We start from the raw sequence: 14,999 nt of genomic DNA, 5'->3' as shown, positions 1-14,999 counted from the left end.
GCCGCTCAGCGGGCCGGCAGGAGCAGGGTGACGCTCGTCCCGCGGCCGAGCTCGGACTCGATGTCGATGCGGCCGCCGTGCCGCGTGACCACCCGCTGCGCGATGCTGAGGCCGAGTCCGGACCCGGGCACCCGGAGCGCCTTCGGGTTGGTGCCGCGGAAGAACTCGGTGAACAGGCTCGCCTGGTCGTCCCGCGAGATCCCCACGCCGTCGTCGACGCACTCCAGCACGACCCGGTCGCGACGGCTGCCCACCGACACGGCGACCCGACCGCCGGCCGGGGTGAACTTCACGGCGTTGCTGACGAGGTTCTGCACGACCCGCTCGAGCTCGCCCGCGCTGCCGCGCACGAGCGGCAGCTCGTGCTCGAGCTCGAAGGTGAGCCTGACCTGCTGGTGCTCGGCGCGCGGCCGGAACATGTCGACGACGTCGCGCGAGAGCGCGCCCAGGTCGACGTCGGCCTCGGGCACGGCGCGGTCCGGGTCACTGACCCGTGAGAGCGTCAGCAGGTCGTCGACGAGGCTCTGGAGGCGCTGGGTGTTGCGCTCGATGACGCCGAGCGACCAGTCGGGGTTGGCCTCGGGCTCCTGACGCAGCAGCTCGATGTGCCCGACGATCGAGGCGAGCGGGTTCTTCAGCTCGTGCGAGACCGTCGAGAACAGCTGGGTCTTGCCGCGGTCGGCCTCCCGCAGCTCGGCCGCGACCCGCCTCTCGACGGCATACAGCCGGGCGTTGCGGATGGCACGGCCGAGGTCACGGCCCATCTCGAGGGCGGCCTGTGCCTCGGCGTCGGTCCAGTCCGGGTCGGACGGTCCGCGCGTGCCCGCGATGTAGCCGAAGCAGACGGACCCGGAGCCGATCGGGGCGACGAGGAGTGAACCGGCCCCCGCGTCGCGGAGGAACTGCGTCACCTGCGCCGTGTCGTGCGCGCTCCACAGCCGCGCCGGCTCGGCGCGGCTCTCGTCGACGACCGCGACGACACCGGTCTTCCAGCACCGGGTCGCGAGGCCCTGGGCCACCGCGACGAGTGACACCGGCGTGCGGACGGGGCCGCCGCTGCGCGCCGACACGCTCTCACGCTCGTCGTCGTCCTCACCGGCGAAGGCGCGCAGCCACAGGCCCGACGTCGCGAGGCCCGCCGCGATCGGCACCGACGCGACGTCGAGCACCTTCGCGGGGTCGAGGTCCTCCTGCGAGATCCGCGCGACGGTCTGCACCGCCTCACCGAGGCGGACCCGCTCCGAGAGGGCGTTGCGCTGCCGAGCGGCGGAGATCGCGATGCCCGTCTGGTTCGCGTACAGCTCGAGCACGGCGCGCTGCGTCAGGTCGGGCCGGCGGCCGCTGAGCGGCAGGTCGACGGACAGGATGCCGAGAAGGTTGCCCACGGCGTCGAAGAACGGCGCGATGAGGGTGTCCTCCGGGTTCCACGCATCAGGGTCGTCGTCGGGCGTCAGCGGCGCCCAGTCCGACGACACCCACCCGTCGGCCGCGCCCTCCGGCAGCCCGCCGGCCGGCACGAACCGCAGGCTTCCCCACTGCTCGGCGACGGCGAACTCGGCCTCGAGGTTGATCCGGGGCATCCGCCGGCCCAACAGCTCGGCGCGGGCGTCGTCGTCACCCGCCACGGCCACGACCTCGATGTCGCCCGAGGGCATCACGAGGCTGATCGCCGCGACCTTGAAGCCGACGACGTCGGCCGCGCCCTCCACGACCATGTCGAAGAGGCTCGCGAGGTCGTCCTGGGCACTGACCCGGTTCATCAGCTCCGTGAGCCGACGAACGGCCAGCACCTCCCACTTCGCGCCCTCGCGCACGCCTGACCCCTTACTAGGACTACCTGCGACCACCAACGATCCGACGGAAGCACGGCCACTTCGTCATGAATCGTCGGCATGGTCACGATATGTCCGGCCGGCCGGCGCGAGGGCCGGTCCGTCAGAACCCGACACCGGAAGTCTCACGGTGAAGGTCGCCCCCGCCTCCGGAGCGGAGTCGACCGACACGGTACCGCCGTGGCCCTCGACGATGGCCCGGACGATGGACAGGCCCAGCCCGGAACCCTGGATGGCTCGTTCGTTGGCCGCGCTCGACCGGAAGAAGCGGGCGAAGACCTTCTCGTGGTCCGCCTCCGGGATGCCCATGCCGGAGTCCGACACGACCAGGCGCACAGCCCCCGGGTCCTTCTCGTCCGGGTGGAGGGCGAGGCTGACCCGGCCACCGTCCGGGGTGAACTTCACGGCATTCGACAGGAGGTTGGTGACCATGCGCTCCAGTGCCGCCGGGTCGCCCTCGATCCACAGCGGGCGCGGCGACACCTCGACCTGGCGCACGAGGTCGCGCTGCGCGGTGACCGTCTCGACGGTCGTCCACGCGCTCGCGACGACGTCGGACAGGTCGCAGCGGCGGGGGTGGAGCTCCAACCGCCCGGCTTCGATCCGCGAGTTGAGCAGCAGGTCCTCGATGAGCGAGAGCAGCCGACGGCCGTTGCGGTCGACGCGCGCGACGAGCTCGAGCTGCCGGTCGCTGAGCGGACCGGCCGCGCCGTCCTCGAGCATCTCGGTGTAGCCGAGGACGCTCGCGAGAGGGGTGCGCAGCTCGTGGCTGACCGCCGAGGCGAACTCGGACTTCGTGCGGTCGATCTGGGTCAGCTCGTCGACGGCCTGGCGCTCGCGGTCGAGGGCCACCTGGAGGGCGACCTCCGCCTGGCGCCGCCGGGTGACGTCCTCGGCGACGCCGAGGTAGCCGGTCAGGTGACCCGCCTCGTCACGGATACCGCTCATCGTGAGTGAGACCGTGCGCCGCGTGCCGTCCTTGCGGATGTACGTCCAGTCGCGGGTCTCGGTGCTCGCGCCGGCACGGACGCGCTGCACGAGGACGTCGAAACCCGACTCGACCCCGAGCTCCCTTGCCCTGCGGGCGATCTCGCCTGGATCGTGGAGGAGCGACCAGTCGCGTCGGCTCACCACCTCGGACGCCCGCCAGCCGAGGACGTTCTCGGCGCCGCGGTTGAAGAGCGTGATGACACCCTCGAGGTCGGTGCCGACGATGACGGTCGCGGTCGCGGCCTCGAGGACCGCCTCGACGAAGGTCCGGGCCGCTCGCTCGTCGGTCACGTCGACGCCCGTCCTCACCAGGTGCGTGCGGTTGCCGTCGTCGTCGGTGAGGTAGGCGTTGGTCCACACGATGTGCCGCACGCCGAGCCCCTCGACGCGCCAGTCCTGCTCCTCGTGCAGCGGCACGGCGCCGTCGGCGATGCCGGCCACGTGCGTGGCGACCCGCTCGCGATCGGCCACGGGGAAGACGTCCGCGGCCAGCCGGCCCACGAACTCGTCCTCGGGGCCGCCCAGCAGCCGGGCCGCCGTCGCGTTGAGCCGCGCGATGGCACCGGAGCAGTCGACGACGACGATCGCGCTGGCCGCGGTGTCGAGCACGACGCCCGACAGCTCGACCTCGCTGCGGAGGTCAGCAAGCGCCTCGCGACGCTGGGTCGCCGCCACCGACAAGGACAGCGCGGTGACCGCGCACGTGACGAGGAAGGCCTGGGTGAGCGCGCCCACCGTCTCCGGCCGGATGCCGCCGCCCTGCGCGGCCGCCGTGAACGGTCCGCCACCGATGCTCGTCAGCGCGACGGCCAGGGCGCCGACGACGAGCAGCTGCACGGAGACGGTGCGCAGGCCCAGGCGTAGTGCGCCCCAGACGAGGACCGGGATGGGCAGGAAGGCGAGCGGCAGGACCTGGTCCGTGTGGAACACCCACACCGTGAGTCCGACGAGGACGACCCACTGGACGAGGTCCTCGAGGCCCGGGCGTCTCGTGCGCCGCGTGCCGGCTGCGATGCCGAGCGGCGCGATGACGAGGACCGCCGCGACGTGCGAGGCCGTCACCGCCGTCACCGTGGCGAGGAACGGGCCGTTCAGTCCGTAACGCACCGTGAGGCCGGCGAGCAGCCCGAAGACGAGCGCTCCCGCGAGCGTCGCGGCGAGCAGACGCCACAGGTCCTCCATCGAGGCGAGGCGGGGACGCCGTCCCCCGCGGGTCAGCAGCTGGAAGACGACCGCGGCCTCGGACGCGTTGGCGATGCCGAAGCACAGGCCGAGCGGCAGGGTCCGCCCGCCGTAGACGTTCGCGGCACCGCTGAAGACCACGACGCCGAGGACGAACAGCCACGCCCGCCAGCCCCGAGCCGACGCCAGCAGGAACGAGACCGCGAGACCCGCGGCCGGCCACCAGACGGCCACCGTCGATCCCGGAGGCGCGAACCGCACCGCCGTCGCGCCCAGCACGAAGATCCCCACGAGCGCCACGAGCGCACCCACCCACCAGCGGGTGCGCCCGAACAGGGGGAGAGTCACCGGCAGGCACCACTCGGCCAGCACCACGCCACCGGGCGACGCGCGGCGTCGGCTGCGAACCCCTGCGCAGACCTCATTGACTCATGATGGCGCAGTTCTGCGGACAATCGGGCAAAAGGTGCGTTTCACACGCGTGTCGCCCGGGTGAGCTGGAGGAACCCGCCCGCCGGGTCGCTCCGTTCGATGACGAGGCGCACGATCCCTCGGGCAGTCGCGAGCGCCACGTCCTTCTCGACGAACGTGGGCTCGCTGCAGGTGAACTCACGCCCCTTCCACCGGACCGTGCACCCACCCGCGCGCCGGACGTTGCGCACCCAGTCGGTGCCACGACCCCACGGCAGCGCGATGAGGAACGACGTCGGCGTCGGGATGACGGCGACCGGCGTCGCATACTCCTTGCCGCTCGACCGGCCCGTGTGCCGCAGCACCGCCCACAGCGGGAGGGCGCGGTGCCCGGCGAGCCGGACGGCGAGCTTGTTGAGCTGCTTCGCGGATGCGGGAGGCCCAGCCATCCCCACAGCATGCCCCGGGCCCGGTTGCGTGTGAAGCACGCGGCGACCGTGACGAGTGCCCGCGTATGCCGTGTGCCCGCGTATGCCGTGTGCCCGAGTCGCGCTGCCCGGTCAGCCCAGGTGCCCACGGACGGAGGCATGCCCCCTGAGCAGGTTGCGCGCGATGGTGCGGCGCTGGATCTCGTCCGTGCCCTCGTAGATCCGCAGCAGGCGCAGCTCGCGGTACCACCGCTCGACGGGCAGCTCTCTCGTGTAACCCATTCCGCCGTGGATCTGCAGCACGCGGTCGACGATCTCGTTGGCCTTGAGGCCACCGTACAGCTTCGCCATCGACTGCGACTGGCGCGAGTCGAGGCCGCGGTCGACCTGCCAGGCCGCGGTGAGGACGAGCCAGCGCAGTGCCTCGATCTCGACGGCGGAGTCGGCGACCATCCACTGGATGGCCTGGCGCTCGGCGATGGCCTGACCGAAGGTCACGCGGTTTCGCGCGTGCTCCATCCCCATCTCGACGAGGCGCTCGCACGCGCCGAGCGCTCGCGCGGGGAGCATGTAGCGGCCCTTGCCGATCCAGCGCATCGCGAGCTCGAAACCCTTCCCCTCCTCGCCGAGGATCGCCGAGTGCGGCACACGGACATCCTCGAAGACGAGTGCGGCCGGGCCCCACTCACCCATCGTGTCGATGGGCTCGCTGCGCCACCCGCGGTCGCGGTCGACGAGGAAGCACGTGACTCCCCCGTCGGCGCCCTTCTCCCTGTCCGTGACGGCGAAGACCATGACGAAGTCGGCCTCGTTGCCGCCGGTGATGAAGGTCTTCTCGCCGTTGATGACCCACTGGTCGCCCTCGCGCCGCGCGCTCGTGCGGATCGCGCGGGCGTCGGAGCCGGCTCCCGGCTCGGTGATCGCGAAGCACGACTTCCGAACGCCCTCGATCGTCGGCACTAGGTAGCGCTCCTGCTGCTCCTCGTTGGCGCTGAAGAGGATGTTGTCGGCCTCACCGGCGAACCGGAACGGCACGAACGAGCGCCCGAGCTCGATCTCGATGAGCGCCGCGACGACGGCGCCCTGCCCCATGCCGCCGTGGCTCTCGGGCGTCTGGACGCCGAAGAAGCCGGCCGTCCTCGCCTTGTCCTGCAAGGCCTTCAGCTCATCCGGCGTGATGCCGCGCTCGTGCCGGCGCTCGCGCTCGAGGGCCTGCTGCTCGAGCGGCATGATCTCCCTGCGCACGAACGTGCGCACCCAGTCGCGGATCTCGCGCTCCTCGGCGCTGAGGTCGAAGTCCATCGTCCGTCCCTTCGTCGTGCACGGCTCAGCGGGCGGCATACCTCTGCAGCTCCGCCTTGGCGAGGGCGTTCTTGTGCACCTCGTCGGGTCCGTCGGCGAAACGCAGCGTGCGGATGCCGGCGAAGGCGGCGGCGAGCTCGGTGTCCTGGCTGAGGCCTGCGGCGCCGTGCACCTGGATGGCCTTGTCGAGCACCCACTCGACCGTCTTCGGGGTGGCGATCTTGATCGCCTGGATCTCGGTGTGGGCACCCTTGTTGCCGACGGTGTCCATGAGCCACGCGGTCTTGAGGACGAGCAGGCGCAGCTGCTCGATGCGCACGCGGGACTCGGCGATCCAGTCGCGCACGACGCCCTGCTCGGCGATGGGCCTGCCGAAGGCGACGCGCTCGGACGCGCGGCGGCACATCGCCTCGACGGCGACCTCGGCGAGGCCGATCGACCGCATGCAGTGGTGGATCCGTCCAGGACCCAGACGGGCCTGGGCGACCGCGAAGCCGCCGCCCTCGTCGCCGATGAGGTTCGTCACGGGGACGCGCACGTCGGTGAAGCGCAGCTCGGCGTGGCCGCCGTGGTCGTGGTCGTCGTAGCCGAAGACCTCCATGCCACGCACGACCTCGAGCCCGGGGGTGTCACGCGGGACGAGGACCATCGACTGCTGCCGGTGCCGCTCGGCGGACGGGTCGGTCTTGCCCATGACGATGAAGATGCGGCACTCGGGGTTCATCGCGCCGGTGATCCACCACTTGCGGCCGTTGATGACGTAGTCGTCGCCGGACGGGGACGACACCCGACGGATGCTGAGCTCGATGTTCGTCGCGTCGCTGCTGGCGACGTCGGGCTCCGTCATCGCGAACGCCGACCGGATCTCACCGCGCAGCAAGGGTCCCAGCCACTCCGCCTGCTGCGCGTCGGTGCCGAACTGCGCCAGCACCTCCATGTTGCCCGTGTCGGGGGCGGCGCAGTTGAGTGCCGCGGGGGCGAGCCGGATGCAGCGACCGGTGATCTCGGCGAGCGGTGCGTACTGGAGGTTGGTCAGGCCGGGGCCGTGCTCGCCCGGCAGGAAGACGTTCCAGAGGTCGAGGTCGCGGGCCTCGCGGCGCAGGTCCTGCAGGACCGGCACGGTGCTCCACGCCCACCGGTCGTCGAGGGCCGCGACCTGCTCGTCGAAGACGGGCAGCGACGGTGTGATGCGTTCGTCCATGAAGGCGAGCAGCTCCTGGCGCAGCTCCTCCGTGCGGGAGTCGAATCCGAAGTCCATGTCAGCTCTCCTTCACGGCAGCCAGGCCTGCGGCGACCAGTGGGACGGTGGCCTCGCCGATCGTCGAGAAGCCCTTACCCACGGTCTGGCCCTGCGTGTAGCGGTAGTGGATCCCCTCGAGGATCACCGCGAGCTTGAAGTACGCGAGGCCGAGGTGGAACGACAGGTGGCCCAGGTCGCGCCCGCTCGCCGCGGCATACCTCTGGCGCAGCTCGGGGCCGCTGATGAAGCCGGGAGTCCGGGACACGTCGGAGACGGCGACGCTGTCCATCATGAGCGGGAGCGTCTGGTACGCCTCGAGGAGGGCGACGTCGGTGAGCGGGTCGCCGAGCGTCGCCATCTCCCAGTCGAGCACGGCCGACACCTCGTCGGCGTTGGTGACGAGCAGGTTGTCGAGGCGGAAGTCCCCGTGGACGATCGTCGGATCGCCTTGAGCCGGAACGGATCCGGCGAGGCGCTCATGCAGCTCGTCGATGCCTGCCAGGTCGCGGCTGCGTGAGGCGTCGAGCTGCTGCTTCCAGCGGCGGACCTGCCGCTCGAGGAAGCCCTCCGGACGGCCGAAGTCGTCGAGGCCGACGGCCGCCGGGTCGACCGAGTGGAGGGCGACGAGCGTGTCGACCATCCGGTCGCTGATCGCGCGCACGCGCTCGGCGCCGAGGGGTTCGAGCTGCACCGCGAAGCGGTAGGGCGTGCCCTCGACGCGCTCCATGACGTAGAACGGCGCGCCGACGACGTCGGGGTCCTCGCACACGGCATACGTCTGCGGCACCGGCACGACGGTGTCGCGCAGGGCGGTGATGACGCGGTGCTCGCGGGCCATGTCGTGCGCGGTCGCGAGCACGTGGCCGAGCGGGGGCCGGCGCACGATGACCGTGCGCGTGCCGTCGCCGACCTCGTACGTGAGGTTGGACTTGCCGCCCGCCACGACCCGTCCCGTGAGCGGCCCGGTGAGCAGGCCCGGCACCTCGGCGTCGATGAAGCCGGCGAGCCGGTCGAGCGGCAGACCGGGCGGGTCGTGGTCAGGGCGGCGGGCGGCCTCGGTCACGTCAGTCCTTCGGCCCGCCGGCGACGTAGATGACCTGGCCGGACACGAAGCCCGCCTCGTCGCGCACGAGGAACGACGCCGTCGCCGCGATGTCCTCAGGCTGGCCGACGCGGGCGACGGGGATCTCCTTCGCGGCCCCCTCGAGGAACTGCTCGAACGTGATGCCCATGCGCTCGGCCGTCTGGCGCGTCATGTCGGTCGCGATGAAGCCGGGCGCGATCGCGTTGGCCGTGACACCGAACTTGCCGAGCTCGATGGCGAGGGTCTTCGTGAAGCCCTGCAGGCCTGCCTTGGCCGCGGAGTAGTTGGCCTGGCCGCGGTTGCCGAGGGCCGATGTCGAGCTGAGGTTGATGACGCGACCCCACGTGGCGTCGATCATGTGCTTCTGCGTCGCGCGGGTCATCAGGAACGAGCCGCGCAGGTGGACGTTCATGACGGCGTCCCAGTCGCCGGCCGTCATCTTGAAGAGCATGTTGTCGCGGATGATCCCTGCGTTGTTGACGAGGACGGTCGGCGCACCGAGCTCTGCCGCGACGCGGTCGACGGCGGCCTGCACGCCGGCCTCGTCCGAGACGTCGACGCCGACGGCGAGGCCCCGGCCGCCCGCTGCCTCGATCTCGGAGACGACTGCGGCGCAGGCGGACTCGTCAAGGTCGAGGACGGCGACGGCGAACCCGTCCGAGGCGAGGCGCCGGGCCACGGCCGCGCCGATCCCGCGCGCGGCCCCGGTGACGATGGCGGTGCGCTGGGTGGTCGGGTCGGGGCTGGGCTGGACGGTCATGCGTTCTCCTGCTGGTCGGCGGTGTGGTGGTCGAGCTTCTGCTGGAGGCGGTTCATGCCCGCGATCCATGCGTCGGGGTGGGCGGCTCGCTGGACGTAGTAGTCGCGCACCTCGGGGTGCGGCAGCACGAGGAAGTCGTCGCCGGCGAGCGCCTCCCAGGCCGCGTCGGCCACGTCGTCGGCGCTGACGGTGGCATCGCGGGTCAGCAGGTCGCGCAGCGGCCCGGACTCCTCGAGCATCCGGGTCTGCACGCCCTGCGGGCAGATCGCCTGCACGACGATCCCGCGGTGCCGGTAGGTGGCGCTCAGCCACTCGGCGAAGGCGACGGCGCCGTGCTTGCTGACGGAGTAGGGCGCGTCGCCGAGCATCGTCAGCAACCCGGCGGCCGAGGCGGTGACGACGAGGCGGCCGCCGCCGGCCGTCAGCCAGCGGGGCACGAGCAGCCGGGCGGCGCGCACGTGGGCGAGCACGTTGGTCTCGAGGGCGCGGGCCCACTCGGCGTCCGACGCGTCGAGTCCCTTGAGCGTGCCGATGCCGGCGTTGGCGAAGAAGACGTCGACGTGCCCCAGGTGCTCGTATGCCGTGTCGACGAGATGCCGCACGCCCGCGTCGGTCGACGAGTCACCTGGCACGGCGATCGCGCCGGTCTCGTCGGCAACCACCGCGAGCTCGGTGGCGTCGCGGTCGGCGACGACGACCTGCCAGCCCTCTCGCGCGAGCCGCGCGGCGATCGCACGGCCGATCCCTCGGGCGGCCCCGGTGACGACGGCGGTGTCGGGCATGGTGCTCCTCTGGATCGACTAAGCGCTTGCTTACCTTGGCGACTCGCGGCGTCCACGTCAAGTGACGCCGGGCGTCGGTGGCTAGGGGCAGGATCGGGACATGCAGCTCTCCGACGTCGTCGCCACGTCTCACACGGTCGCCGCCACCGCCTCGCGCACGGCGAAGGTCGAGGCCCTGGCGACGTGCCTCGCCCGTGCCGCCGCGGACGGCCCGAGGACGATCGAGGTCGTGACGTCGCACCTGTCCGGCGTGCTCCCCCAGCGACGGCTGGGTGTCAGCTGGCGGGGTCTGCAGTCCCTCCCCGAGCCGGCGCAGACGTCGACCCTGACGGTCGAGGAGGTCGACGCCGCCGCGACACGCATCGCCTCGGTCTCGGGCGCCGGGTCGGGGGCGAGCCGGTCTGCAGCGGTGCGCGACCTCTTCTCGCGGGCCACCTCCGACGAGCAGGCGTGGCTGCGTGGGCTCATCACCGGCGAGACCCGCCAAGGAGCGGGCGACGGCGTCATGCTCCAGGCCATCGCCAAGGCAGCCGATGTGCCCGATGCTGCGGTGCGGCGTGCCGTGATGCTCGCGGGCTTCGCCGGACCGGTCTCCCGGGCCGCCCTCATCGGCGGCACCGAGGCGCTCGACGCCCTGACCCTCGAGGTCGGCCGTCCGCTGCGGCCGATGCTCGCCGGGTCGGCTCCCGACGTCGCCGCGGCGCTCACCACGCTGGGCGGCGAGGTGGTCGTCGAGACCAAGCTGGACGGCATACGGCTGCAGGCGCACGTCGACAACCGCACCGACCCGGGCAGCGCGCGCCTCTTCACGCGCACGCTCGAGGAGGTGACCGACCGGATGCCCGAGATCACCGAGGCGCTGGTCGGCCTCGACGTCGAGACGCTGGTGCTCGACGGCGAGGTCATCGCGCTCGACCGCGCCGGCCGGCCGCAGCCGTTCCAGGTGACGGGAGCGCGCACCGCGAGCAGCGCCGACGTCGAGCGGCTGCGCGAGGAGGTGCCGCTCACGCCGTACTTCTTCGACATCCTGCACCTCGACGGCGAGGACCTCCTCGACGAGCCGGCCGCGACCCGCTGGGCGCGGCTGGCCCGGACCGTCCCGCCGGCGTGGCTCGTGCCACGTGAGCTGACCGACGACCCCGAGCGGGCGCAGCAGTTCTTCGACGCCCTCGTCGCCGCGGGCCACGAGGGCGTCGTCGTCAAGGACCCTGCCCTGCCGTATGCCGCCGGCCGCCGCGGCCCCGGGTGGGTCAAGGTCAAGCCGCGACACACGCTCGACCTCGTCGTGCTCGGCGTCGAGTGGGGCAGCGGACGGCGGCGTGGCTGGCTCTCCAACATCCACCTCGGCGCGCGCGATGCCGAGACGGGCGAGCTCGTCATGCTCGGCAAGACGTTCAAGGGCATGACCGACGAGATGCTCGCCTGGCAGACCGAGCGGTTCGGCGAGCTGGCGGTCGACCCGGCCGACGTCGAGGCCGGGCGATCGGGCCAGCAGTGGGGCGTCGTGCCGCTGCGGCCCGAGCAGGTGGTCGAGATCGCGTTCGACGGCGTGCAGCGCTCGAGCCGCTACCCCGGGGGCATGGCGCTGCGGTTCGCGCGGGTGCTGCGCTACCGCGACGACAAGCCGGTATCCGAGATCGACACCGTCCAGACCGTGAGGTCGCTCGCGGGCTGGTGAGCGCGGCCGCCCCGGCGCGCGCGTCGTCAGCTGACGCGCCGCTGGCTGTTGCCTTCGCCACGCTACGTAGGTAAGTTCCGGCCCAACGGCAGAATGCGTGAATTGTTCACATTCAACGGAGGCACCATGTCCATCTCAGACCCCTCTCGTCGGTCCGTGCTCGCCGGAGGACTCGCCACCGCGGCCACGGGCGTCGCAGCCGGCAGTGCCCGCGCCGCAGGGACGACGGCTCCCACCGGCCGCGCCGGCGAGGACGGTTGGGTCACCGCGACGATGAGCCGGATGACCTTGGAGGAGAAGGTCGGTCAGCTCTTCATCCAGAACGTCTACGGCAAGGACGCGACGGCCCCTGACAGCCGCAACCTGCCGCTCTACGGTGTCGCGAGCCCGGCCGAGGTCGTGCAGAAGTACCACCTCGGCGGCGTCATCTACTTCGCGTGGACCGACAGCGTCCAGGACCCCGACCAGATCGTACGGCTGTCGAACGGGCTGCAACGCGCGTCGCTGGGCCGGCGCACCAGCGCGCCGGTCCCGCTGCAGGTCGCGATCGACCAGGAGCAGGGCGTCGTCACCCGGATCGGCCCGCCGGCCACCCAGTTCCCCGGGTCGATGGCTCTCGGAGCCGGCGACAGCGCCCCCGACGCGCGCACCGCCGCCGCGATCACCGGGCGCGAGCTGCTCGCCATGGGCGTCAACACGAACTTCGCGCCCGTCTGCGACGTCAACGTCAACGCGCTCAACCCCGTCATCGGCACGCGGTCGTTCTCGTCGCACCCCGACCTCGCGGCCGAGCTCGCCGCGGCACAGGTCGCCGGGTACCAGCGCGACGGCGGCGTCTCGTCGTCGGCGAAGCACTTCCCCGGCCATGGCGACACCGCCACCGACAGCCATGTCGCGTTCCCGGTCATCACGCACACCCGCGAGCAGTGGGAGAGCATCGACGCCCCGCCGTTCAAGGCCGCGATCCGCGAGGGCATCGACATGATCATGACCGCGCACCTCGCGTTCCCGGCGTTCGACGACTCCGGCGACCCCGCCACGCTGAGCCGCCCGATCCTCACCGGGGTCCTGCGCGAGGAGCTCGGCTACGACGGCGTCATCGTCACGGACTCGCTCGGCATGCAAGGCGTCCGTGACAGGTACGGTGACGCCGAGGTGCCGGTGCGCGCGCTCCTCGCGGGCGTCGACCAGCTGCTCATGAGCCCCGCCATGGACGAGGCGTACGCCGCCGTGCTGGCCGCCGTGCGCAGCCACCGCATCCGGCCCGACGAGCTCGACGAGAAGGTGCGTCGGGTGCTCCGCCTCAAGTACCGCCGCGGGGTCGTCGCCCAGCCGTACGCCGACCCTGCCCGGGTCGCGTCGGTCGTCGGCATCCCCGCTCACCTCGCCGCGGCGAACGCCGTGACGGCGCGCACGACGACCCTCGTCAAGAACGACGCCACGGCGCTGCCGATGAACCCGAGCGGCAAGAAGGTGCTCGTCACCGGCTACGGAGTCTCGACGACCGCGACCCTCGCGGCGGCCCTGACCGCGAAGGGTGGGACGGTGCAGAACCTCCAGACCGGTTCGTCGCCGACCGACACGCAGGTCGCTGCCGCCGTGGCTGCTGCCGCCGACAAGGACGTCGTCGTCGTCACGACCATGAAGGCCTGGGACACGAGGGTCACCGACCCCCGTGGTGGCCAGCAGAAGCTCGTCAAGCAGCTGCTCGCGACGGGAAGGACCGTCGTCGTCGTGGCGGTGCGCGACCCCTACGACATCGCGTACTTCACCGACGCGCCGACCTACGTCGCGACGTACTCCTTCAGCCCGGTGGCCGTCGAGGCGGCCGCGCGCGTCATCACGGGCGACGTCGCACCGACGGCATCGTTGCCGGTCGACATCCCGGTGGCCGATGACCCCGCGACCGTGCTCTACCCGTTCGGGCACGGGCTGACCTACTGACGCGATCGGAGAGCTCCAGATGACCAGTCCCACCCGCAGGCAGCTGCTCACCGCCGGTGCCCTCGGCGCCGTCGTCATCCCGGCCACGGCGGCGGGTGCCGTTGCGGCGCAACCCAACCCGACGGCATACGCGAGCAGCTACCCGGTCAACCCCGTGACGACCGGAGCCCAGAACGCGGCGGCTGCGGGTTGGTCGACGCTCGCGGGCCAGAAGGTCGGCATCATCACCAACCCGACCGGCATCCTCACGAACCTCCGCACGATCGTCGACGAGATGCACGAGTCCGGTTCCGTCGACATCGTCGGCGTCTTCGGCCCCGAGCACGGCTTCCGGGGCACGGCCCAGGCCGGCGGCTCCGAGGGCACGCACACCGACCCGCGCACCGGCCTCACGGTCTACGACGCCTACGGCGCCGACGCGACGAAGATGACGACGCTCTTTCGCACGGCAGGCGTCGAGACCGTCGTCTTCGACATCCAGGACGTCGGCGCGCGCTTCTACACCTACATCTGGACGATGTACACGGCGATGCGAGCGGCCGTTGCGGTGGGCGCGCGCTTCGTCGTGCTCGACCGCCCCAACCCCATCGGCGGCAGGGCGATCGGCCCGATGATGACGACGCCGTGGACCTCCGGCGTCGGCGCGAAGGAGATCGTCCAGGCGCACGGCATGACGGTCGGCGAGCTGGCGCGCTTCTTCGACGGGGAGCTCCTCGCGGCCGATGCAGGGGCGCGGCTGGAGGAGCTCTCCGTCGTCGAGGTCAAGGGCTGGCGCCGGGACGTGCCGTATGCCGTCACCGGCCTGCCGTGGGTCACGCCGAGTCCCAACATGCCGACGCCCGACACCGCGCTCGCCTACCCGGGCACGGGCATGTTCGAGGGCACGAACCTCTCCGAGGGACGCGGCACCACACGCCCGTTCGAGCTCATCGGAGCACCGTACGTGGACTACACGTGGGCCGAACGCCTTGCGGCACGTGACGTTCCGGGCGTCGTCTTCCGTGAGGCCTACTTCACGCCCACGTTCAACAAGCACGCCGGGGTCGTCTGCGGCGGCGTCCAGCTGCACGTCACCGACCCGTCCCGCTTCGACCCGGTCCGGTCCGCCGTCGAGATGCTGGTGGCGGCGCGGGCGCTCTACAGCGACTTCGCGTGGCGCTACGACTCCTACGACCCGGCACGGCCGTACTGGATCGACAAGCTGACCGGGTCGCAGCGCCTGCGCACGCAGATCTCGGCGGGCGCCTCGGCCGACGAGGTTGTGGGCTCGTGGCGGGACGAGCTGGCCGACTTCGACGCCCGGCGACAGCCGTACCTCATCTACCCCGGCCCGGCGCAGTGACCTGCCCTTTCGACTGCTGCACGA

General features: G+C 71.9%; 11 protein-coding genes. 3 read left to right on the top strand and 8 right to left on the bottom strand.

From position 1 onward, the window contains the following. Positions 1-5 precede the first annotated feature (5 nt). The 8 genes from H9I49_RS24370 to H9I49_RS06790 all read right to left on the bottom strand — a co-directional run bounded on the left by H9I49_RS24370 (position 6) and on the right by H9I49_RS06790 (position 10,011). Positions 6-1,814 (bottom strand): GAF domain-containing sensor histidine kinase, encoded by a 1,809-nt coding sequence (locus H9I49_RS24370; protein ID WP_188029499.1) that lies wholly within the window; start codon positions 1,812-1,814, stop codon positions 6-8. 63 nt (positions 1,815-1,877) lie between these two features. Next, the gene (locus H9I49_RS06820) at positions 1,878-4,352 is read right to left on the bottom strand and encodes an ATP-binding protein (RefSeq protein WP_188029498.1); all 2,475 of its coding nucleotides are present in this window, start codon (positions 4,350-4,352) and stop codon (positions 1,878-1,880) included. Between the two features lie 125 nt (positions 4,353-4,477). After that, positions 4,478-4,864, bottom strand: coding sequence for a nitroreductase family deazaflavin-dependent oxidoreductase (locus H9I49_RS06815; RefSeq protein WP_188029497.1), 387 nt, complete (start codon positions 4,862-4,864; stop codon positions 4,478-4,480). Between the two features lie 111 nt (positions 4,865-4,975). Beyond that, the gene (locus tag H9I49_RS06810; RefSeq protein WP_188029496.1) at positions 4,976-6,145 is read right to left on the bottom strand and encodes an acyl-CoA dehydrogenase family protein; all 1,170 of its coding nucleotides are present in this window, start codon (positions 6,143-6,145) and stop codon (positions 4,976-4,978) included. 25 nt (positions 6,146-6,170) lie between these two features. Further along, the gene (locus tag H9I49_RS06805) at positions 6,171-7,403 is read right to left on the bottom strand and encodes an acyl-CoA dehydrogenase family protein (RefSeq protein WP_188029495.1); all 1,233 of its coding nucleotides are present in this window, start codon (positions 7,401-7,403) and stop codon (positions 6,171-6,173) included. A gap of 1 nt (position 7,404) precedes the next feature. After that, positions 7,405-8,448 (bottom strand): phosphotransferase family protein, encoded by a 1,044-nt coding sequence (locus H9I49_RS06800; protein ID WP_188029494.1) that lies wholly within the window; start codon positions 8,446-8,448, stop codon positions 7,405-7,407. Between the two features lies 1 nt (position 8,449). Then, positions 8,450-9,229 (bottom strand): 3-oxoacyl-ACP reductase FabG, encoded by a 780-nt coding sequence (gene fabG, locus H9I49_RS06795; protein WP_188029493.1) that lies wholly within the window; start codon positions 9,227-9,229, stop codon positions 8,450-8,452. Continuing rightward, complete coding sequence (locus H9I49_RS06790) at positions 9,226-10,011, bottom strand: SDR family oxidoreductase (protein ID WP_188029492.1); 786 nt, start codon at positions 10,009-10,011, stop codon at positions 9,226-9,228. The genes fabG and H9I49_RS06790 overlap by 4 nt, the downstream gene beginning before the upstream one ends. Before the next feature lie 100 nt (positions 10,012-10,111). Here H9I49_RS06790 and H9I49_RS06785 point away from each other — a divergent pair, with 100 nt between their 5' ends. The 3 genes from H9I49_RS06785 to H9I49_RS06775 all read left to right on the top strand — a co-directional run bounded on the left by H9I49_RS06785 (position 10,112) and on the right by H9I49_RS06775 (position 14,975). Then, positions 10,112-11,689, top strand: coding sequence for an ATP-dependent DNA ligase (locus H9I49_RS06785; protein WP_188029491.1), 1,578 nt, complete (start codon positions 10,112-10,114; stop codon positions 11,687-11,689). Between the two features lie 126 nt (positions 11,690-11,815). After that, positions 11,816-13,633 carry a glycoside hydrolase family 3 protein gene (locus H9I49_RS06780; protein WP_188029490.1) on the top strand — a complete coding sequence of 606 codons (1,818 nt, stop codon included), beginning with the start codon at positions 11,816-11,818 and terminating at the stop codon, positions 13,631-13,633. A gap of 19 nt (positions 13,634-13,652) precedes the next feature. Continuing rightward, on the top strand, positions 13,653-14,975 hold the full coding sequence (locus tag H9I49_RS06775; RefSeq protein WP_188029489.1) for an exo-beta-N-acetylmuramidase NamZ domain-containing protein: 1,323 nt from the start codon (positions 13,653-13,655) through the stop codon (positions 14,973-14,975). The last annotated feature ends 24 nt before the right edge of the window (positions 14,976-14,999 follow it).

The sequence above is a fragment of the Terrabacter sp. MAHUQ-38 genome, from assembly GCF_014518425.1.
Classification (GTDB): domain Bacteria; phylum Actinomycetota; class Actinomycetes; order Actinomycetales; family Dermatophilaceae; genus Terrabacter.
Note: the sequence above shows the minus strand (reverse complement) of the source record. Positions and strands in the feature narration are given on the sequence as shown.

Bases quoted from the DNA above. Each gene is read 5' to 3' on its own strand.
- H9I49_RS06815 (WP_188029497.1), bottom strand. From the start codon at position 4,864: ATGGCTGGGCCTCCCGCATCCGCGAAGCAGCTCAACAAGCTCGCCGTC.
- H9I49_RS06810 (WP_188029496.1), bottom strand. From the start codon at position 6,145: ATGGACTTCGACCTCAGCGCCGAGGAGCGCGAGATCCGCGACTGGGTG.
- H9I49_RS06805 (WP_188029495.1), bottom strand. From the start codon at position 7,403: ATGGACTTCGGATTCGACTCCCGCACGGAGGAGCTGCGCCAGGAGCTG.
- fabG (WP_188029493.1), bottom strand. From the start codon at position 9,229: ATGACCGTCCAGCCCAGCCCCGACCCGACCACCCAGCGCACCGCCATC.
- H9I49_RS06790 (WP_188029492.1), bottom strand. From the start codon at position 10,011: ATGCCCGACACCGCCGTCGTCACCGGGGCCGCCCGAGGGATCGGCCGT.
- H9I49_RS06785 (WP_188029491.1), top strand. From the start codon at position 10,112: ATGCAGCTCTCCGACGTCGTCGCCACGTCTCACACGGTCGCCGCCACC.
- H9I49_RS06780 (WP_188029490.1), top strand. From the start codon at position 11,816: ATGTCCATCTCAGACCCCTCTCGTCGGTCCGTGCTCGCCGGAGGACTC.
- H9I49_RS06775 (WP_188029489.1), top strand. From the start codon at position 13,653: ATGACCAGTCCCACCCGCAGGCAGCTGCTCACCGCCGGTGCCCTCGGC.